Genomic DNA, 19,143 nt, shown 5'->3' with positions numbered 1-19,143 from the left:
GGAAAAAACGAAAGCGATGCGGGGCCGGCGGCGGCGTGCCGCCGGCCTCTCGGGGTGGGGCTTATTGCGTGCTGGTGGCGTTGCCGGCGGCCTTATCCAGCTCTGCCAGACGGCGGCTCACCTCGGCCAGCCGCTTTTCCTTGTCGGCAGCGGCCAGGGTGGTGTCCGATTCAATCTTCGCCTTCTCGCGGGCCAGCTCGATCTGACGGATCGGCACCAGCTGCGCATCGCTGGCGGTACGGAAGCCCTGGTAGGTCAGGGTGGCCAGCACCTGCTTTTCACGCGCGGCGTCGGTGCCCTTGCCGTAGTTGACGAAGAAGGCCTGGATCTTCTTCTTCACCTCCGGCGGCAGGTCCTTGCGATAGACCATCGGATCGGCCGGGATCAGCGGCGACTTCCACAACACCCGCACCTGTTCATAAGCGTTCTTGCCGGTGTTGATGCGATAGCGCTCCATGTTCTCGGTGTTGTTCACCGCCACATCCACCTGCTTATTCAGCACCGACAGCAGGTTGGTCTCGTGGTTGCCGATGCGCACGGCCTTGAACAGCGTCTTCGGATCGACCTTGTTGGCGGTCCACAGGTAGAAGCCCGGCACGGCCGTGCCCGAGGTGGAATTCGGGTCGCCGGCGCCGTAGCTGAGATCCTTGCCACGCTTGATCACGTCTTCGACGCTCTTCAGGTCGCTGTCCTTGTTGACGATCAGCACCGACCAGTAGCCCGGATTGCCGTCCTTGTCGATCACCGAGGCAAAGACTTCGCCGCTGGCACGGTCCACGGCCTCCATGGCCGACTTGTTGCCGAACCAGGCGATCTGCACCTTGTTGAAGCGCATGCCTTCGATAATGCCGGCATAGTCGGACGCAAAGAAGGGCTTGACGGGTACACCCAGCGTCTTGCTGAGATCGTCGATCAGCGGCTGCCAGGCAGACTTCAGATTCGATGACGATTCAGTCGAGATAAAGCCGATGTTCAGGCTCTTGGCATCCTGCGCAAACGCGGGCAGGGCGACCACGCCCGAGGCCACGACGGCGAGAAAGGTTCTGCGAAGCATGGACAACTCCGGTGGGAAGCGGTTTGGGGGAAAGCGGATTGGACAGGCGGCCGTTCAGGCGGCAGCCAGGTTCATCGTGACCATCGCCGGTGCCGGCATGGCCGCAGTGGATACGTCTTCGTCGGGCACGGAATCGTGCAGCAGCTCGTCGGCTTCGGTACCGTAGAGATCGCGCAGCATGCCCGGCGTGAGCGCGGCAGAGGGGCCGTCATAGACCACCTTGCCGTGGCGCAGCGCCACCACGCGGGGGCAGTAGCGCATCGCCACATCCACCTGGTGCAGCGACACCAGCACCGCGACCTTGCGCGTGCGGTTGATCTGCCTGAGCAGCGACATCACCCGGCGCGACGATTCCGGGTCGAGCGAGGCGATCGGCTCGTCGGCCAGGATCACGCTGGCGTTCTGCACCAGCGTGCGGGCGATGGCGGCGCGCTGCTGCTGGCCGCCCGACAGCGTCGAGGCCCGTTGAAACGCATAGTCGTCTATACCAACCTGTGCAAGCGCATTGAGCCCGCCCTGGACTTCATCGGCCGTGAAGATGCGCAGCAGGCTGCGCCACTTGGGCACGCGGGCCAGCATGCCGACCAGCACGTTGGTGATGACCGGAAGACGGCCCACCAGGTTGAACTGCTGGAACACAAACCCGATCTCGCCACGCACCTTGCGCACGTTGCGGGCCAGGCGGCCGTTGCGCTGCACATGGCGGCCGTTGACGAGGATTTCGCCGGCGCCGGCATCGCCCGTGATGAATCCGGCAACGTGGCGCAACAGCGTGGACTTGCCCGATCCCGATGCACCCAGCAGGGCGACCATCTCGCCTGGCGCGATGTGCAGCGTGACATCGTCAAGCGCCTTGCGGTCCGCGCGGAACGATTTGGAAAGCCCGCGGACTTCAATTGCGTGCGTCATGTCCACTCCCTGACTTGAATGACCTGCGCATTCTGGCCGGGGCGGATGACAGAACGATGACTTGAGCGGAAGGGGGCTGAAACCAGTCGGCAGCGCCGGCAGCCGTGCTGGCCGCCGGTGGGTCAGGTGCGCGTGATCGAGACGCCGCCATCCACCAGCGACGCCGTGCCGGTGACGAAAGCCGAATCGTCCGATGCCAGATACAACACCGAGCGCGCCAGTTCTTCCGGCGTTGCCACGCGCTTGAGCGCATGCAGGTTGGTGATGAACGCCTGCGATTCCGCGGTGTCGTTCATGGTGCGATACATGTCCGTGTCCACGGCGCCCGGCAGGATCGCATTGACGCGGATGCCCTGCGGCCCATACTCGGCCGCCAGCGCCTGCGTCAGGCCGATCAGGCCGGACTTGCTTGCCGCATACGCGGCCACGCCGGGAAAGGCGACGGTGTAGCCAACGAAGGTCGATGTGAAGATCACCGAACCGCCGCCATCCTTCAGCATCTGTGCAAGCTGGTGCTTGGCGCCGAGGAAGGCGCCGGTGAGATTGATGGCAAGGGTGTCGTTCCAGCCCTCCGCCGAAACCCCGATGCTGGGCCCGCCCTCGCCGAGCGTGCCGGCGTTGTTGAAGGCGATATCCAGGCGGCCATAGCGCTCGACCGCCAGCGCCACCAGCGCGCTGGCGTATTCCTCGCGCCGCACATCGCCGGCGAGCGCCACCGCGTCGCCGCCGGCCTCACGGATCTGCGCCACCAGGCTGTCCAGTTCGGACTGGCGGCGGGCACCGACTACCACCCTGGCGCCTTCGGCGGCAAACAGCAAGGCAGTGGCGCGGCCAATGCCGGCACTGGCGCCGGTAATGATGGCAACTTTTCCAGACAAACGTCCCACGATCGATCTCCGGTCTGGCGCGCGGGGCAATTTGCCGGTCCACGGCGCCGGTTTTTCGGGTAGGGCAGCAGGAACCGTCCCGTTGCCTCGTGAAACCAGTATGGGCACCGCGCGCAGTTCGCACTAGACTGAAGATCGCGGAACAACTTTCCGGATATGCCGAACAATGTTCAAGCTAGAAGGTGTCGCCAGCTTTGTCGCCGTGGTGGAGGCGGGCTCCATCAGCGAGGCCGCGAGGCGGCTCAACTTGTCCAAGTCCGTGGTCAGCGAACGCCTGGCCGAGCTTGAAAAGGCGATGGGTGCCAACCTGCTGCGCCGGACCACGCGGCGGCTGTCGCTGACCGAGGACGGCGCCGCCTTCCTGGAGCGGGCCGCGCGCATCCTGCATGAAGTGGAGGCGGCGGCAACCGATGTTGCCGAGCGGCGCGGCACCCTGGCCGGGTCGTTGCGGATTTCCGCGCCGGTCACATTTGGCCGGATGCACCTGGGTCCTGCCATCTATCCGTTCCTGGCCCGGCATCCGGAACTGGAGCTGAGCCTGGACCTGGACGACCGGCGCGTGGACGCGGCCACGGACAGTTATGACGCCGTGGTGCGGCACGGCCCGCTGGAGAGCTCGCGCCTGGTGGCATGGCAGCTTGCCCCCAGCCACCGCCTCCTGGTCGCATCCCCGGATTACCTCACGCAGATGGGCACGCCGGCAACGCTGGCGGAGCTGCAGCAGCACCGTGGCATCTTCTACGCCAACCGCGGCGCGGCTGACTGGCGCCTGCAAGGCCCGGACGGCACCGAGATCGCCCGTGCCGCCGTTGCGCTGCGCGTCAACAACGGCGACATGATGCGCGATGCCGCCATCGCGGGAGTCGGCATCGCGTTGTTGCCGACCTTTATTGCCGGCGATGCCATCCGGCAGGGTGCGCTGGCCGTGATCGAGGTCGGCCTGCGGGCCGAGCCGGAATCCATCTATATCGCCCACCCGGAAGGCCGGCGGGTGTCGGCGCGGCTGCGCGCGTTTGCGGAGTGCGTGCGCGCGGCCATCGGGAGTCCGCCGTACTGGGACGCATGGGTGCAGGCACGCGGGCAGGGCGCGGGAACCTGATGCCGGCTGCTGGCCGGGTTCCATGAGCGCCATGTAGCGACCCCGCAAGCCCGGAAGATTGCCGCCCGCGTCGCGCGGCCTGTATTCTAGTGCTCTGCCCGGCGCCCCGTTTCCGCAAGGAGGCAGGGCGCCATGCGCTTTACATCGAGCCGGCCATACAGGAACCCCATGCAGGAACCCGAACTGGATGAAATCAATATCCGGATCCTCGAGGCGTTGCAGCGCGACGCCAGCCTGACCAACGTCGAGCTGGCCGCGCGTGTCAACCTCTCGCCGTCGCCCTGCCTGGCGCGCGTGCGCGCGCTGGAGCAGCGCGGGATCATCCGGCAGCGCGTGACGCTGCTCGATCCGCAAAAGCTTGGCCTCAACGTCAACGTCTTTATCCACGTGTCGCTGGAGCGGCAGGCGCGCGAGGGGCTGGATGCCTTCGAACGCGCCGTGCGCGCGCTGCCGAACGTGATGGAGTGTTACCTGATGACGGGCGACGCCGACTACCTGATCCGCGCCGTGGTGGCCGACGTCCAGGCCGTGGAGCGGCTGATCGTCGACGAGATCACGCGCATCCCCGGCGTCGCCAACATCCGCAGCAGCTTCGCGCTCAAGCAAGTGATGTACGACACAGCGTTGCCGCTGCGCAATCCGCGCTAGCCGGGCAAGGCGCCGCCCGGCGCTTGGCGTGGGATATGCCGCAGGCTCAGCATTCTTGCGTAGTTTTAGCGGCGAATAGCAGTGGATTATGCTGCTATCTGCCGGATGAGCAGTCGACTTCAGCACCTCATGCGGGAGGGCTCTCCATAGAATGGGGCAAGACCCATTGGAGACTTCCCCATGACCGACCTTGCCTCCCCACACGCCCGGCTGCTCGCCCAGGCCATGCCCGAGAGCGACGACGATCCGCAAGAGACGCGCGAATGGCTGGACGCGCTGGAGGCGGTGGTGGCGCAATGCGGGCAGGAGCGCGCGCGCTTCCTGCTCAGCCGGCTGCTCGATGCCGCGCCCGCGCTGGGCGTGTCGACCACGGCGCAGAGCAATACGCCTTACCTGAACACCATCCCGGTCGAGCGCCAGCCGCCTTATCCCGGCGATCTGGCGATGGAAGAGCGTATCACCGGCATCGTGCGCTGGAATGCCCTTGCCATGGTGGTGCGCGCCAACCAGGCCTACGGTGAGCTGGGCGGGCATATCTCCAGCTATGCCTCGGCGGCGGACCTCTTCGAGGTCGGCTTCAACCACTTCTTCCAGGGCGCCGATGCCGGCAACGGCGGCGACCTGGTCTACTTCCAGCCGCACTCGGCCCCGGGCGTGTACGCGCGCGCCTACCTGGAAGGGCGCCTGTCCGAAGCCCAGCTCGACAACTTCCGCCGCGAGGCGGGCGGGCAGGGCCTGTGCTCGTATCCGCACCCCTGGCTGATGCCGGACTTCTGGCAATTCCCTACCGGTTCTATGGGGCTGGGCCCGATCCAGTCGGTCTACCAGGCGCGCTTCATGCGCTACCTGGAACACCGGGGGCTGCAGGCCACTTCGGGCCGGCACGTGTGGGGCGTGTTCGGCGACGGCGAGATGGACGAGCCCGAATCGATCGCCGCGCTGCCGCTGGCGGCGCGCGAGAAGCTCGACAACCTGACCTTTGTCATCAACTGCAACCTGCAGCGCCTGGACGGGCCGGTGCGCGGCAACGGCCAGATCGTGCAGGAGCTGGAGGCGCTGTTCCGCGGCGCAGGCTGGAACGTGATCAAGGTGCTGTGGGGCAGCGCCTGGGACCCGATCTTCGCGCGCGATCACTCCGGCGCGCTGCTGCGCGCCTTCGCCTCGACCATGGACGGCCAGTTCCAGACCTACAAGGCCAAGGACGGCCACTACGGGCGCGAGCATTTCTTCGGCCAGAACGAAGCGCTGAAGGCGCTGGTCGCCCATATGACGCCGGATGAGGTGGCCGCGCTGAACCGCGGCGGCCACGACCTGCGCAAGCTCCATGCGGCCTTTGCCGCGGCACGCGCGCACAAGGGCCAGCCCACCGTGATCCTGGCCAAGACCATCAAGGGCTATGGCATGGGCAATGCCGGCCAGGCACAGAACACCACGCACCAGCAGAAGAAGCTGGACATCGAGGCGCTGAAGGCGTTCCGCAGCCGCTTCGGCCTGGAGCTGTCCGACGAGGACCTGGAATCGATGCGTTTCTATCGCCCTGCGGAGGACAGCGCTGAGCTGCGCTACCTGCGCGAGCGCCGCCAGGCCCTGGGCGGCTACCTGCCGGCGCGCCGGCGCCAGGCCGACGCCGTGCCGGTGCCGCCGCTGGCGCAATACGGCCAGTTCGCCGTGGACGCCGGCCAGAAGGAAATGTCGACCACCATGGCGATGGTACGCATGCTGACCGGCCTGCTCAAGGACAAGACACTCGGCCCGCGCGTGGTGCCCATCGTCGCCGACGAGGCGCGCACCTTTGGCATGGCCAGCCTGTTCCGCCAGGTCGGCATCTATTCGTCGCAGGGCCAGTTGTACGAGCCCGAGGACGCCGGCTCGATGCTGTACTACCGCGAGGACATCCGCGGCCAGATCCTGGAAGAGGGCATCACTGAGGCCGGTGCGATGTCGTCGTGGATTGCCGCGGGCACTGCCTACAGCACCCATGGCACGGCCATGCTGCCGCTCTATATCTACTACTCGATGTTCGGCTTCCAGCGCATCGGCGACCTGATCTGGGCCGCCGGCGACCAGCGTGCGCGCGGCTTCCTGGTGGGCGCCACGGCCGGCCGCACCACGCTCTCCGGCGAAGGGCTGCAGCACCAGGACGGCACCAGCCACATCATCGCCGCCACCATCCCGAACTGCCGCGCCTATGACCCGGCCTACGCCTATGAGCTGGCAGTCATCGTCGACGAGGGCATGCGCGCGATGATGGAGCGCCAGGAGGACGTGTTTTATTACCTGACCGTGATGAACGAGAACTACGCCCAGCCGTCGATGCCGGCCGGCGTGGAGCGCGACATTGTGCGCGGCATGTACCGGCTTGCGCAGGTGGCAGGGGGCGGGCGCGCCAGGGTGCGGCTGCTCGGCAGCGGCACCATCCTGCGCGAGGTGGAGGCCGCGGCGCGGATGCTGGCCGAGGACTGGCAGGTCGACAGCGAGGTGTTCAGCGTCACCAGCTTCTCCGAGCTGGAGCGCGACGCACGCGAGACCGCGCGCCAGCGCCTGCACCACCCGCAGGACCACATCGCCCCCAGCCATGTGGAAGCCCTGCTGGCCGGTGACACCCCAGTGGTGGCGGCCACCGACTATGTGCGCGCCTATCCGCAGCTGATTGCGCCCTATGTGCCGGCTCCCTTCACGGTGCTGGGCACCGACGGCTATGGCCGCAGCGACAACCGGCCGTCGCTGCGCCGCTTCTTCGAGGTCGATCGCGCCTATGTCTGCGTGGCGGCGCTGCGCGCGCTTGCGGCGCAGGGCACGGTGCCGGCGTCGGTGGTGGCCGAGGCGATCGCGCGCTACGGCATCGACACGGACAAGCCTGCGCCGTCCTCGCTCTGATAACGCCCGGTTCGCCCTGCCGGCCTGGCGGGGCGAACCGCTGCGGGACTCCACATGCTCCGGCTGCGGCTGTTAAGCTTCATCCCTCTGCAGCCGTTCCAGGTGCGCGCCCGTGCCGCCATGGACCGGCGCCGCGCCCCAGCATGATCGCAAAGCGTCAGATATGAAACGGATTCCTGTTGCCCGCATCGCCACCATCGTCATGGCTTGCAGCCTCTTCGCGGCCAATGCCAGTGCCGTTGACAGTGTCAGCCAGCGCCAGGTCGAACGCGCTGTGAACGATGCCATCCGCCCCCTGATGGCGGCGCACGGCGTCCCCGGCATGGCCGTTGCCGTCACGGCCGGCGGCAAGCGCTATGTCTTCAACTACGGCGTCGCGGCGAAGGAGGGCGGGCGCAAGGTCGACGGCGACACGCTCTTCGAGATCGGCTCGGTCAGCAAGACCTTTACCGCGACGCTCGCGTCCTATGGACAGGCCCGCGGCGCCCTGTCTCTGGCCGACCCTGCCGGGAAATACCTGCCGGCGCTTGCGGGAAGCAGCCTGGGCGCGACCAGCCTGCTCGACCTTGGCACCTATGCCGCCGGCGGCCTGCCGCTGCAGTTTCCGGATGCGGTCACCGATACCAGGACGATGGTCGACTATTTCCGGGGCTGGCGCCCCAGATATGCGGCCGGCACCCATCGCCAGTATTCGAATCCCAGCATCGGCTTGTTCGGCTACCTGGCTGCCAGCAGCATGGGCCAGCCCTTCGATGAGCTGATGGAGAAGACGCTGTTCCCGGCGCTTGGCCTGGCCCACACCTACATCAGGGTGCCGAAAGCGCGCATGGGCGACTACGCCTATGGCTATTCGAAAGACGGCAAGCCGGTCCGCGTGGCGCCCGGCGTGCTGGATGCCGAAGCCTACGGCGTGAAGACCACGGCGGCCGACATGATCCGCTTCGTCGAAGCCAACATCGACAGCGCCGGCCTGGACGACAAGCTGCGGCGTGCCATTGCCGGGACGCACACCGGATACTTCAAGGTCGGAGACATGGTGCAGGGGCTGGGCTGGGAAATGTACGCCTGGCCCACCCGGGTCGACAGCGTGCTGGCCGGCAGTTCACCGCAGGTCGTGCTCGAGGCGAACCCGGTGAGCCGGCTGGAGCCGCCGCTGGCATCGCCCGCCGATGTGCTGGTCAACAAGACCGGCTCGACCAATGGCTTTGGCGCCTACGTGGTTTTTGTGCCGGCGAAGCGGATTGGCATCGTGATGCTGGCGAACAAGAACTTCCCGGTGCCGGAGCGGGTAAAGGCAGCGTTTCGGATACTGGCGGTACTGGATGGTGTGCCGGCAGGGGCCGGCAGCCGGTAAGGGGAGGGCATGCCTTTCATCAAGGCGACACGATACCCAGGCAAGCTGCCTGGTCCGCGCTTGCCGGTTGATCCGGCAAGGCATCGTCGCCCTGATTCCTATCCGATGAAGTCCACTCATGCTTGAACGCCGCCGTTTCCTTGCATCAACCTCCGCGGCCATTGCGGCCCCGATCGCCACCACCATCCTGAGTGCCTGCGGGGACGGCAATGCCGCCGACGCACCTGCCGCGATCTCCGATGCGGAACTGCAGCACCAGATGAACGCGCGCCTGGCGGTTCAGCTTAAAGACACCGCAGCTGCTGAGCAGATCTCGCCCCAGGTGCTGGACTTTGCGCTCACCTGGCAGCCTCCGACCATCGCGGTATCCAGGCTGAACCGCATCGTGGCGTATGGGTTCGGCAACCGGCCGAACGCGCAAAGCGGCAACACGCCGACCAATGGCGGCAACCAGGCCGCACTGCCGGACCCGGGCCCCGTCAATGAAAAGCTCGCCGACACCGTCCATGCCATCTATCAGCAGCACCCGGTAAAGGTCTACGCGCAGTGGGAGATTGCGCGCTTCCTGAAGTCCAAGTACGGCCTGACCGATATGGTATCGATCGAGCCGGTGACCAATCCGGATGGCAGCATCACCTACCTGAGCACCGATGGCGTTGCCGCAAAGGTGGTGGAACTCGAACAGAACAATGCCGCCGCCATGGGGGTAGTGGGGGTCATTGGCTTCCGTGACCACGTCAAGCGCTGCGTGCTGACCTCGCGCGACCGCGGCATGAATGCCTTTGCCCCGGAAGGTGTGGAAATGCCTGGCGAATACGACGCACAATCGGGCCAGTCCTGGACGCGTCGGCGCGACCTCTACCTGCTGCACGATATGTCCGCCCAGGTGCAGAGGCTGCGCGCCATGGCTATCGCGGCGGCGTACCCCAACGGCTAGCGCACAAAAATATCCGGTTCTCCATGGAATAGTCCACGGCCCCCATGTGTATACGCAGGTACCCCCGGCCGCCGGCGAACGCCAGGCTCGGAAGAAAGGAGACCCTGCAATGCAACGGAGAACCCCACTCAATGGCGTCGGCACTGCGGCACGCATCGTGCCGGCGCTGTTCCTATGGGCAGCAAGCTTTGCCGCGCCAGCCCAGGATGCCCACCGGCATCACCAAACCATCCCGGGGCAGGCACCGCCGCCCTTTGTCGCCAGCACCGCAAAACCGTTTTCCGGCCTGATGGGTGACGCCATGGCCGTGATGGATCATGGCATGGCGCAGGCGGCCATGAACGGCATCCCCGACCATGACTTTGTCACCATGATGATTCCGCACCACCAGGGCGCGATCGACATGGCCAAGGCGCTGTTGCTGTATGGTAAGGACCCGGAGCTGCGCAATCTTGCCCAGGCCATCATCACCGAGCAGCAAAACGAGATCCGCCTCATGCAAGCCTGGCTCGAGCGCAGCCAGGCCAGGGCACCTGGCGCCGCCAATCCTCGCTAACCGGTGGACATCCACCGCCCGCATCGGGACCGAGTCATGAAAAGACATGCCCTTATCCTTGCCGTGGCCGCGCCTCTCGCAGTCGCCGCGCCGCAGCCACAGGATCGCGTTTATACCGCTGACCAGAACAGCAACACCGTTTCAGTGATCAATCCGGTGAGCAACACCTTGCTTGGGCAGATCCGCCTTGGCAACGCGCGGCCGGACGTGCTGTCGCCGCTATACAAGGGCGAGCTCAATGTCCACGGCCTTGGCTTCTCGCCAGACCATCGGACCCTGATCGCGATCTCGAACGGCTCGAATTCCGTCGCGTTCATCGATACCGCGACCAACAAGGTCAAGGGCATTGCCTATATCGGCCGCTCACCGCATGAGGGCTTCTTTACCGCGGATGGAAAAGAGGTGTGGGTCGTCGTGCGCGGCGAAGACTATATCTCCGTCATCAACCCGGTGACGTTCCGGGAAACCCGCCGCATCCCGACCACTGCAGGGCCGGGCATGGTGCTGTTCCATCCTGCCGGCAAGCTCGCCTTCGTGGTATCCAGCTTCAATCCCGTGGTGGATGTCATCGATGTCAGGACACACAAGGTGGTCAAGCGGCTCAATGTCACCAGCCCGTTTTCACCGTTCCTGCAATTCACGCCGGACTTCCGCGAGGTGTGGATGACGCACAAGGACGTGGGCAAGGTCACCCGCATCGACACCGAGAAACTGGAAGTGAAGGGCGTCTTCGACACCGGCTTCATCACCAATCACCTTGCCTTTGCCAGGACTGCGCGCGGCACGTTCGCCTATGTGACGGTGGGCGGGGAAAACGTGGTCAAGGTATTCACCACCGAGGCCGAACCGCGGCTGGCCGCGACCATTCCGGTCGGCGCGCTGCCGCACGGAATCTGGGCTGCCGACGACAGTTCACGCATCTATGTCGGCCTGGAAAACGGCGACGCCGTCGACGTGATCGACACCGCAACGAACCAGGTCATGACCCGCGTGCCGGTGGGCCAGGCGCCGCAGGCACTGGTCTATGTCTCCAACGCCGTGCCAGGCGGCGACGGGACCGCGAACCTTGTGCAGAGAGCAAACAGCGATCCGGTCAACATCGCCCTCAGGCCGGTCAATGGCGATGCCAAGGGCTTTGTGGTTGCGCGCAATCTCGGTGTTGTCGACGCGTTGGAGGTATCCCTGTTCAAGCTGAAGCCGCAAACCACCTACAGCGTCTATGTCGCAGGACAGGCCACGCCCGTGGCAAGCTTCCGCACCAATGCCGCCGGCATGGCCAACGGCACCGCCATTGGTCCGCTGCGCGAAGTCGTGACGACGCTTTCGCCAAAGAGCGCCACCCCGGCGAAACTGATCGTCATGGAGGGCGACGCGGCGGCGGATCCGGCTACGGCGGTGTTGGTGAGCGTGCCGTGAGCTGAGCCTGGTGACCTGGGTTGGCGGATCCCCGGCTAAAGCGCCAGGATCCATCCGCCCAGCGCCGCGCCGGCCACCGCCAGCACGGGGGACACGCGGCCGTAGACAAGCAGGCCGAAGGCCGCCAGCGCCAGGCCGAAATCCGCCTTCGAGTGAATCGCGCTGGTCCATACGGGGTCGTACAGCGCGGCGGCCAATACGCCAACCACGGAGGCATTGATGCCACCCATCGCGCTCTGTACCCCATCGCGCTGGCGCAGGCTTTCCCAGAATGGCAATGCGCCGGCCACCAGCAGAAACGCCGGCGCAAAGATCGCGAGAAGCAGTACCAGCGCGCCCACCCATCCACCCAATGGCGCGGGGGAGAGCGCCCCGAGGTACGCGGCAAAGGTGAACAGGGGGCCCGGAACGGCTTGTGCTGCGCCGTAGCCCGCCAGGAATGCATCATTGCCGACCCAGCCCGGGGGCACCACGCCAGCCTGCAGCAGCGGCAGCACGACATGCCCACCCCCGAAAACCAGCGCTCCGGCCTGATAGAAGACAGAAACGGCCGACACCGCCATGGAACCGGTCACAGCGGCAAGGGCAGGGAGCAGCACCAGCAGCACGCCGAACAGCGCGAGAAGCAGAACGCCGACCCGGCGACTCACACCGTAGTTGAGATGCTGGGCAGGAGGCAGATGGTTCAGCTGCAAGGTCCAGCGCGCAACCAGGCCACCCAGCACAATGGCAGCAACCTGGCCCACCGCACCTGGCACCGCGAGGACCAGAAGCGCGGCCACGACCGCGATGCCCGCGCGCAGCCGGTCCGGGCACAGCGACCTGGCCATGCCCCATACCGCCTGTGCGACAACCGCCACGGCGGCCACCTTCAGGCCGTGGACTGCCCCGGAATCCGCAACGCCGGACCAGCGCGCAACGCCAAAGGCAAACAGGACAAGTGCCATCGCAGAGGGCAGGGTAAAGCCCGCCCAGGCGGCCAGTGCGCCAAGCCAGCCCGCCCGCTGCAGCCCCAGCGCCATGCCAACCTGGCTGCTGGCAGGCCCCGGCAGGAATTGACATAGCGCGACCAGGTCCGAGTAGCTCTTGTCGTCCAGCCAGCGGCGGCGCTCCACGAATTCGGCGCGGAAGTAACCGAGGTGCGCGATCGGGCCGCCGAACGAAGTCAGGCCAAGTTTCAGGAACGCCCGAAGAACCTCTGGAACCGTGCCACGTGTTGCTGCGTCAGCGGCGCGGTTTGTGTCCTGAGCGGGGCTGGGGGGCATCGGCGGTGTTCTCGGTTAAGGTTTCATCGACCAGTTCCGCGAGCCGTGGGCGCAACGCCCCCCAGTGCCTGCCGGCCCTTGTATAACGAACTTCGATATTGTATCGAGACTACCTCGGGGTGGCATCGGCAAGCCGGAAGGCTTGAAGGGCAACCTGTCGGGCTTCTGGTCGCGCCGCATCGACGACACGAACCGCCTGGTCTATGCGGCGGATGATGAAGCGCTGCGCATTGTCAGCTGCCGCTACCACGACGGCGACAAGTAAGCTGACCACTTGGGTGTCAGGCGGGAAGCCAGAAGGCCCTGAGTGCCACCACAGCAATGGGGGCCGCGTCTCGCCTCCTGACCGCTTTCGCCCGCCTCATCCCTTGCCATAGTACCGGCTGAGGTAGTCCACGATCTGAGGGATGTCTTCGTCCTTGATGGGGGCGCCGAACGCCTTGACCATCTTGTTCACCGTGGCGGTCCAGCCGTTGCGATCGAGGAAGACCGAGTTCATCGGGATGTAGTCGATGCTATGGCAGCTGATGCAGTTGGCCATGACCTTGTCCTTGCCGGCACCGTCCTTGATCCTGATGCTCGCCTCATCGGCCAGCGCACTGCCCGTCAACAGGATGAGGCTGAGCAGCATGGCTTTCATGGCATCTCCCTCACACGATTTCGACTTCGACCCGCTGGACCACATTGTGGTGATAGCCCGCGGGATTGTGGATCAGCTCGAACGTCTGGGTGGCGCCCGCGCGGTTGATGGCCCTGGCCATGACGGCAAGCTTGCCGCTCTTGCCGGGCGTGAACCGCAGGCTGAAGAGCCGGAAGGCGTAGCGCCCGTGGTCCGGCCCAAGCTCGCTTGCTTGCCAGCTTCGCCCGCCGTCGGTCGAAACTTCCACGCGATAGATGCCGTAACCGCCGTCCCAGGCGATCCCCTTCACCTCCAGCAACGTGCCGCGCCGTATGCGCTGGCCTGGCAGCGGATTCGTCAGCAGCGAGTTCACCACCATCTCGGTGATCGGCATGTTGACGTCGGTTTCCTGGCTGACAAAGCGGTCGACCTGCGGAAACTTGCCCTTGGGGATGCGATAGGCGGGGTTCATCCAGAAGCCGGACAACGGCTTGGCCAGCGCACTGATCGAGACGATATGTTTGACCCAGTACGTCGCGGTCCACCCGGGCACGACGATGCGCGCAGGGTAGCCGTTCCAGTGCGGCAGCGGGGCGCCATTCATTTCCCAGGCGATCAGGGCGCTTTCCTCCATCGCCTTCCATGTCGGTATGCTCTTGACGAAGTCCGGCGTCTGCGCGATCACGGGTCTGTCCGCGCCGTCGAAGGCAATCTCCACGGCGTCCTTGCCGATCCCGGCCCTGGCTAGTACGTCCCTGAGCCTTGCGCCGCGCCATTTTGCATTGCCCATCGCGCCTGGCCCCCATTCCACGCCCGGCACGTGAGGCTGGAACAGGCCCCGCCGGTTGCCTGAGCACTGGCAAACCGCCGCCACCTCGAACGGCTCGAAGTCCTTCTTCAGTTGGGAAAGCGTCAGCTCGAACGGACTTGTGGCCGCCTCTCCGCCAATTCGCAGCCGCCAGTCGGCCTCGTTCACCTCGGGAATGGAAGCGAGGTGATAGCGCACGAAGAATGCATTGTTGGGGGTGAAGGCCTCACCGAAATATGCCAGTGGCGTTTCGTAGTTCGGTGGCCGGTAAGTCCGCTTGATGAGTGGCAGCTTGCCCGGCAGCGCGTCCAGCACCGCTGATTCCCGCGCGCCTTCAGGCAGTTCGGGCGTCATGTCTGCGATCGCCGCGAAAAGCGGTGCAGGCAGCACTGGCCCAGTGCCGGCGGCCAGCAGTCCGGCTCCGCGCTTGAGAAACGCTCTGCGTGTGGTCATGTCGCCCCCGTCCGAGGTCCACATGACATCACTCTAGTGCATGCCGCGCCATTGGCCCAGCAAGCGGCGGTCTGGCACCAAAGCTCATCCTGGGCCGCGGAAGAGCGGCTCACTCGCAGGCCAGCGTCGGGCCGAAGTCGGGAAGCTTGACGGCTTTCCGTCCGTCCGAGACCGGAGCCCGTCATGTCAGCAGGAGCCATTACCATGACGGTGCGGCAGATCGACCGGCTCAAGGTCGTTCAAGCGCTGGCAGATGGCTATCTCAAGCGCCTGCCAGACTCGGACATAATGAAATGGTCAGCCCGATCCCCCGATGCATCGCCTAGGCTGGAGGCGTTACTTCTCGGAGGAGACTGCCATGAGTGAAGTCGCGTTGATCGGCATTGATCTCGGCAAACATGTCTTTCACTTGCATGCCCAGGATTGCGGTGGGCATGAAGTCTGGCGCAAAAAGGTAACGCGCAAGCAGTTGCTCTTTCTGATGAGCAACTTCCCGCGCTGCAAGCTGGTCATGGAGGCCTGCGCAGGCGCACATTGCCTTGCGCGAGAACTGCAGGCACTCGGTCACGAAGCCAAGCTAATCGCGCCACAGTACGTCAAGCCGTTTGTGAAGGGCAACAAGAACGATTTCGTGGACGCGGAGGCCATTTGCGAGGCGGCTGCCCGACCCGCCATGCGTTTCGTTACGCCCAAGACAGAAGCCCAGCAAACGCTGGCCGCGCTGCATCGCGTCAGGGAAGGGTTGGTGCGGGAACGCACGGCAACTGTCAATCGCATTCACGGCATTCTGCTCGAGTTTGGCATCAGCTTACGCGTCGGCATGCGTGTCATTGAGCGGCTGCCCGCCACGATGGCGGAGCACACGCTGCCTCCCAGGCTCGTGCAGGTACTGGACCGCTTGCACTCCCATTTCAAGTACCTTGACGACCAGGTCAAGCAAGTGGAGTCTGAACTCTCGCAGCAACTCAAGGAAGACGACAACGCTCAGCGTCTGCTAGCCATCCCGGGCATCGGAGCCGTCACCGCCAGCTTGTTGGCCGCAGAACTTGGTGATGCCAAGCATTTTCGCTCCGGCCGAGATTTCTCCGCATCGATCGGACTGGTACCCAGGCAGTACAGCACCGGTGGACGCCCGGTTTTGCTGGGTATCAGCAAGCGGGGCGACAAGACCATGCGGTGTCTGCTGATTCAATGCGCCCGAGCCGTGATGACGCGCCTGCACCGACGCACCGATGCGCTCGGAGACTGGATTCGGAAGATGCTGGTACGGCGCCATTCAAACGTGGTCGCGTGTGCCTTGGCCAATAAGCTTGCAAGAATAGCGTGGGCGGTGCTGTACCGTCGCAGTGATTACCGAATCCCGGTAGCGGCGGTGAGCTGAAGGTCACCGACCGCGCTGATTTGTGTGTTAGTTCTGGTTTTGCGACGTTGACTTTGATGACCTAACGGCCCAGTGGCCCGGCGGACACCCTGGTAAATTCGATAGCTGTCACAAGCTGCGGACATTTTTAGGACTACCGGGCGCGATTTTCATCATGGTGTTTAGCCCCTACAAACAAGTGTCCAGCCGGTTTTGACTTGTCGGGCGGCCAGCTAAATTCAAATGTCGGTGCGAGCGTGCTTTTTGTGCGGGGTTGGCGTCTTTTGCGGGGTTGCGGTGGGGCAGTGGTGCTGGCCTGAGACGACCGAGTCTGGCTCAGGGTGGGGCGGTGACAGCGCGGTGGGCAAAGTTAAAATGTCCGCCTGCTGATGGAGCGGCGCCGCAGTGATCGCGCGCTCCAGATCGAGCCGGTTGATCAGCCGCTGCCGCTTGGTGCTCAGCGACGGATGCGGCGGGCGCGGCGGCGCGCCGGCCAGCGTGCGCGACGGCCCGGCCTGCTGGCGGCTGTCGCGCCGCGCCTGCACCTGGGCCGCGATCGCCAGCACGTGCCCGAGCCGCTTGTTCTCGACGATCGCGCCCTGGTCGATCGCGCCCAGCCGGTCATAGGTGGTGTAGGGCAGGGCAGCGCCATCGGCCCACAGCTCGATCCGGCCATCCGGATACTCGGCCACCTCGAGGTAGCGGTGGATCAGGCGCCGGTGCTCGGGCCGGTCCTCGAGCAGATACATCACCTTGTCGTACTGCAGCGTGAGGCTGGCCGACACCTTGCGCCACTCGCGCCAGCAGAAGATGCGCGCCAGGTCCTCGTCGCCACGCAGCGGCCGGTGCGCGTCGAAATCGCGCTTGGGCACCTTGGCAAAGCGCGCGTTGAAGTCGGCCATGAAATGCGGGGCAAAGGCGTTGGCGGCGGCCATGGCGCTGATCCCGCGCAGCCGCAGCTCCTTGACCAGCCGGTCCTGCAACGTGCCGTTCATCCGCTCGACCCGGCCCTTGGCCGGGCTCGAATTGGCGCACAGGATGTCGATGTTGAGCTCGAACAGCGCGCGCCCGAACTGTGTGTAGCCGCGGCCTTCGGCTGCGTCTCGCCGGTTGACGCGGAAGATGCCAGCCTTGTCCGAATAGAACGCCATCGGCTTGCCGTGGCGCTCGACATAGGCGCGCGTGGCGGTGAAATAGGCCGGCGTCGATTCGCTCGGCACGAACAGCAGCTGCATCAGCCGCCCGGTGGCATCGTCGACAAACACCAGCAGGGTGCAGGCCGGCGCCCGCTCCTCGAACCAGGCATGGTCGCTGCCATCGATCTGCACCAGCTCGCCCAGGCACGCGCGGCGATTGCGCGGCTGGTGTACCTTGGGCGGGCGCTGCTTCCTGGGGATCCAGAAACCGGCGTCGATCATGATCCGGCGCACCGTTTCCTTGGCCAGATCGATGCCATGGCGCTCGCGCAGCTTCTCGGCGGCCAGGGTCGGGCCGAAGTCGGCGTAGGTATCGCGGATCAGCCCGCGCACGCGGGATTCGAGGCCGGGCGGGAGCTGGCGGTTGCTGTCACGGCCACGCTTGCGCGAGCCCAAGCCACTGGGACCATCCTCGCGGTAGCGCAGCACCAGACGTTCCACCTGACGCCGCGACAAGCCGAGTTTCTCGGCCGCGCGCCAGACCGCCAAGCCATGGTCGACTACGGCCTGAATCACCTTGAGCCGATCGAGTTCGCGCATCGTCATCGTGATGGTCTCGGGCATGCGCATCGCGGCCTCCGGTCTTGGACAGACGGAAAGCCGCCAGCATGCCAGCCTTGGCAAGGGGGTACGACATTTCTATTTGGCTCAAGTACGACATTACTAATTAGCCCTGACAAACATCGCATAATAAGTGTTATGTCAAATCATAGTACGTTTCTGGCGCCTGCTACAGCAAGCGCTGCGAACCGTCCAGACAAGCCCGGGACCCGCACCGAGCTGACCGGCAGCAAGCCAGCAAATCCAACACCTCCCGCTTCGAAACGCCTGTTTCCTGCAGGCTTTTTTTTTTTCGACCGCTAGCGAGGTCAAGGCACGGCTGGGCGGCGTGCATGGCTGCACGCACCTGACGGAACTGATCGGCGTGCTGGCAACCACCTGCCATGCAGGCCATCTTTGCCCTGCTGCGCACCGAGCGCGGCAGCCGCCCGTCGGCCGACGAGCAAGGCCCGATGCCAATGCCGACGCTGGTCAACAGCTGCCACACCCACCGCATCGACGGCGAAGCCATCAGGGTGCACTGGCCGGAACCCGGCGCGCCGTCGCGCGCGAGCCGTCTCGACCGGGCCCCGCCGAGCGAAGGCCCATATTCCCGCGCCCTGACAACGGAGCCGGCCCGGACAAACCGCCCCGTTGCCCCGCCCTGCTCAGGACAGGCATTCCCCGCTGTCGCGCGCTTCGGTGCGAGCGCCGTCAGTGAAGCCATCGCGCGAGCTGATGCGGGCGCCATCGGTGTAGGGGTCAGGCTTGCGCATGCCGTCCCGGTACGGATCAAAGCCACGGACCGCACACACTGACCTGCCCTGATGCGCGACCACGGGCAGCATGGTTGCCTCGGTGGCCGGACGGTGCGCGCCATCGGTAAAGGCGTCGCGCTGGCCGCTGTGTCCCGGCGCGGCAACGATCAGCGCATCAGCATATGCACCGGCGTTGGCGGTCTGGCTGAGCCCGGCGGCAAGTGCGGCAGCGGCAAGCAGGGTCTTGGCAAGAGTCTTATGCATTGCTATCTCCAACAGGGGTGGCGGCGGCGTTGCGCGACGGCACTCCTCGTGCAGGCGATCAGCTACGGAACGGTACGGCCCGCACGGGATCGCCTCTGCCGTGCAAGCCGTTGCCTGGCGCGGGCCGGCTGCCATCCGATCGT

General features: G+C 65.5%; 18 protein-coding genes and 1 pseudogene. 11 read left to right on the top strand and 8 right to left on the bottom strand.

Annotated features, from left to right (window positions below; genetic code table 11):
- Positions 1–61: 61 nt before the first annotated feature.
- The 3 genes from phnD to AC07UK_RS14185 all read right to left on the bottom strand — a co-directional run bounded on the left by phnD (position 62) and on the right by AC07UK_RS14185 (position 2,850).
- Positions 62–1,054: a phosphonate ABC transporter substrate-binding protein gene (phnD, locus tag AC07UK_RS14195; protein ID WP_494685735.1), complete on the bottom strand. Its 993-nt coding sequence runs from the start codon at positions 1,052–1,054 to the stop codon at positions 62–64.
- Positions 1,055–1,108: 54 nt separating this feature from the next.
- Entirely contained in the window at positions 1,109–1,963 is an 855-nt protein-coding gene (gene phnC / locus AC07UK_RS14190) for a phosphonate ABC transporter ATP-binding protein (RefSeq protein WP_436223429.1), read from the bottom strand.
- 122 nt (positions 1,964–2,085) lie between these two features.
- On the bottom strand, positions 2,086–2,850 hold the full coding sequence (locus AC07UK_RS14185) for an SDR family oxidoreductase (protein ID WP_494685736.1): 765 nt from the start codon (positions 2,848–2,850) through the stop codon (positions 2,086–2,088).
- Between the two features lie 166 nt (positions 2,851–3,016).
- Here AC07UK_RS14185 and AC07UK_RS14180 point away from each other — a divergent pair, with 166 nt between their 5' ends.
- The 7 genes from AC07UK_RS14180 (at position 3,017) to AC07UK_RS14150 (ending at position 11,737) form a co-directional block, all read left to right on the top strand.
- Positions 3,017–3,949 (top strand): LysR family transcriptional regulator, encoded by a 933-nt coding sequence (locus AC07UK_RS14180; RefSeq protein WP_494685737.1) that lies wholly within the window; start codon positions 3,017–3,019, stop codon positions 3,947–3,949.
- Positions 3,950–4,117: 168 nt separating this feature from the next.
- Entirely contained in the window at positions 4,118–4,597 is a 480-nt protein-coding gene (locus tag AC07UK_RS14175) for an Lrp/AsnC family transcriptional regulator (protein WP_010809356.1), read from the top strand.
- Between the two features lie 180 nt (positions 4,598–4,777).
- Positions 4,778–7,474 carry an alpha-ketoglutarate dehydrogenase gene (mdeB, locus tag AC07UK_RS14170; RefSeq protein ID WP_494685738.1) on the top strand — a complete coding sequence of 899 codons (2,697 nt, stop codon included), beginning with the start codon at positions 4,778–4,780 and terminating at the stop codon, positions 7,472–7,474.
- Positions 7,475–7,637: 163 nt separating this feature from the next.
- The gene (ampC, locus tag AC07UK_RS14165) at positions 7,638–8,828 is read left to right on the top strand and encodes a class C beta-lactamase (protein ID WP_494685739.1); all 1,191 of its coding nucleotides are present in this window, start codon (positions 7,638–7,640) and stop codon (positions 8,826–8,828) included.
- A 118-nt stretch (positions 8,829–8,946) separates the two neighbouring features.
- On the top strand, positions 8,947–9,765 hold the full coding sequence (locus AC07UK_RS14160; protein WP_494685740.1) for a hypothetical protein: 819 nt from the start codon (positions 8,947–8,949) through the stop codon (positions 9,763–9,765).
- A gap of 109 nt (positions 9,766–9,874) precedes the next feature.
- Complete coding sequence (copM, locus tag AC07UK_RS14155) at positions 9,875–10,321, top strand: CopM family metallochaperone (protein WP_494685741.1); 447 nt, start codon at positions 9,875–9,877, stop codon at positions 10,319–10,321.
- 36 nt (positions 10,322–10,357) lie between these two features.
- The gene (locus tag AC07UK_RS14150) at positions 10,358–11,737 is read left to right on the top strand and encodes a YncE family protein (RefSeq protein ID WP_494685742.1); all 1,380 of its coding nucleotides are present in this window, start codon (positions 10,358–10,360) and stop codon (positions 11,735–11,737) included.
- 35 nt (positions 11,738–11,772) lie between these two features.
- On the opposite strand, the gene chrA is transcribed toward AC07UK_RS14150, so the two are convergent.
- Positions 11,773–13,002, bottom strand: a complete 1,230-nt coding sequence (gene chrA, locus AC07UK_RS14145; protein ID WP_494685743.1) for a chromate efflux transporter — start codon at positions 13,000–13,002, stop codon at positions 11,773–11,775.
- 106 nt (positions 13,003–13,108) lie between these two features.
- Here chrA and AC07UK_RS14140 point away from each other — a divergent pair.
- Positions 13,109–13,267, top strand: a pseudogene (locus tag AC07UK_RS14140) (Txe/YoeB family addiction module toxin); the annotation flags it as partial.
- Positions 13,268–13,363: 96 nt separating this feature from the next.
- Here AC07UK_RS14140 and AC07UK_RS14135 read toward each other — a convergent pair.
- Positions 13,364–13,642 carry a c-type cytochrome gene (locus AC07UK_RS14135; RefSeq protein ID WP_436223421.1) on the bottom strand — a complete coding sequence of 93 codons (279 nt, stop codon included), beginning with the start codon at positions 13,640–13,642 and terminating at the stop codon, positions 13,364–13,366.
- 10 nt (positions 13,643–13,652) lie between these two features.
- Entirely contained in the window at positions 13,653–14,882 is a 1,230-nt protein-coding gene (locus tag AC07UK_RS14130; protein WP_494685744.1) for a molybdopterin-dependent oxidoreductase, read from the bottom strand.
- A gap of 183 nt (positions 14,883–15,065) precedes the next feature.
- Here AC07UK_RS14130 and AC07UK_RS14125 point away from each other — a divergent pair, with 183 nt between their 5' ends.
- Together AC07UK_RS14125 and AC07UK_RS14120 are read left to right on the top strand one after the other, a co-directional pair.
- The gene (locus tag AC07UK_RS14125) at positions 15,066–15,248 is read left to right on the top strand and encodes a hypothetical protein (protein WP_494685745.1); all 183 of its coding nucleotides are present in this window, start codon (positions 15,066–15,068) and stop codon (positions 15,246–15,248) included.
- Entirely contained in the window at positions 15,241–16,263 is a 1,023-nt protein-coding gene (locus AC07UK_RS14120) for an IS110 family RNA-guided transposase (RefSeq protein ID WP_494685746.1), read from the top strand. The genes AC07UK_RS14125 and AC07UK_RS14120 overlap by 8 nt, the downstream gene beginning before the upstream one ends.
- A gap of 218 nt (positions 16,264–16,481) precedes the next feature.
- Here the strand turns inward: AC07UK_RS14120 and AC07UK_RS14115 are convergent, their stop codons facing one another.
- Positions 16,482–18,008 (bottom strand): ISNCY family transposase, encoded by a 1,527-nt coding sequence (locus AC07UK_RS14115; RefSeq protein WP_494685747.1) that lies wholly within the window; start codon positions 18,006–18,008, stop codon positions 16,482–16,484.
- Positions 18,009–18,327: 319 nt separating this feature from the next.
- On the opposite strand from AC07UK_RS14115, the gene AC07UK_RS14110 reads away from it, so the two are divergent.
- The gene (locus AC07UK_RS14110; protein WP_494685748.1) at positions 18,328–18,699 is read left to right on the top strand and encodes a hypothetical protein; all 372 of its coding nucleotides are present in this window, start codon (positions 18,328–18,330) and stop codon (positions 18,697–18,699) included.
- Here AC07UK_RS14110 and AC07UK_RS14105 read toward each other — a convergent pair.
- A complete protein-coding gene (locus tag AC07UK_RS14105) occupies positions 18,647–19,000 on the bottom strand; it encodes a hypothetical protein (RefSeq protein ID WP_436223419.1) in 354 nt (117 codons plus the stop codon). The genes AC07UK_RS14110 and AC07UK_RS14105 overlap by 53 nt on opposite strands.
- Positions 19,001–19,143 lie beyond the last annotated feature (143 nt).

It is taken from the genome of Cupriavidus sp. GW821-FHT07C08, assembly GCF_059419025.1.
The sequence above is the reverse complement of the archived record's forward strand: the minus strand, read 5'-3'. Positions and strand labels throughout refer to the sequence as shown.

Bases quoted from the DNA above. Each gene is read 5' to 3' on its own strand.
- phnD (WP_494685735.1), bottom strand. From the start codon at position 1,054: ATGCTTCGCAGAACCTTTCTCGCCGTCGTGGCCTCGGGCGTGGTCGCC.
- phnC (WP_436223429.1), bottom strand. From the start codon at position 1,963: ATGACGCACGCAATTGAAGTCCGCGGGCTTTCCAAATCGTTCCGCGCG.
- AC07UK_RS14180 (WP_494685737.1), top strand. From the start codon at position 3,017: ATGTTCAAGCTAGAAGGTGTCGCCAGCTTTGTCGCCGTGGTGGAGGCG.
- AC07UK_RS14175 (WP_010809356.1), top strand. From the start codon at position 4,118: ATGCAGGAACCCGAACTGGATGAAATCAATATCCGGATCCTCGAGGCG.
- mdeB (WP_494685738.1), top strand. From the start codon at position 4,778: ATGACCGACCTTGCCTCCCCACACGCCCGGCTGCTCGCCCAGGCCATG.
- ampC (WP_494685739.1), top strand. From the start codon at position 7,638: ATGAAACGGATTCCTGTTGCCCGCATCGCCACCATCGTCATGGCTTGC.
- AC07UK_RS14160 (WP_494685740.1), top strand. From the start codon at position 8,947: ATGCTTGAACGCCGCCGTTTCCTTGCATCAACCTCCGCGGCCATTGCG.
- copM (WP_494685741.1), top strand. From the start codon at position 9,875: ATGCAACGGAGAACCCCACTCAATGGCGTCGGCACTGCGGCACGCATC.
- AC07UK_RS14150 (WP_494685742.1), top strand. From the start codon at position 10,358: ATGAAAAGACATGCCCTTATCCTTGCCGTGGCCGCGCCTCTCGCAGTC.
- chrA (WP_494685743.1), bottom strand. From the start codon at position 13,002: ATGCCCCCCAGCCCCGCTCAGGACACAAACCGCGCCGCTGACGCAGCA.
- AC07UK_RS14135 (WP_436223421.1), bottom strand. From the start codon at position 13,642: ATGAAAGCCATGCTGCTCAGCCTCATCCTGTTGACGGGCAGTGCGCTG.
- AC07UK_RS14130 (WP_494685744.1), bottom strand. From the start codon at position 14,882: ATGACCACACGCAGAGCGTTTCTCAAGCGCGGAGCCGGACTGCTGGCC.
- AC07UK_RS14125 (WP_494685745.1), top strand. From the start codon at position 15,066: ATGTCAGCAGGAGCCATTACCATGACGGTGCGGCAGATCGACCGGCTC.
- AC07UK_RS14120 (WP_494685746.1), top strand. From the start codon at position 15,241: ATGAGTGAAGTCGCGTTGATCGGCATTGATCTCGGCAAACATGTCTTT.
- AC07UK_RS14115 (WP_494685747.1), bottom strand. From the start codon at position 18,008: ATGCGCATGCCCGAGACCATCACGATGACGATGCGCGAACTCGATCGG.
- AC07UK_RS14105 (WP_436223419.1), bottom strand. From the start codon at position 19,000: ATGCATAAGACTCTTGCCAAGACCCTGCTTGCCGCTGCCGCACTTGCC.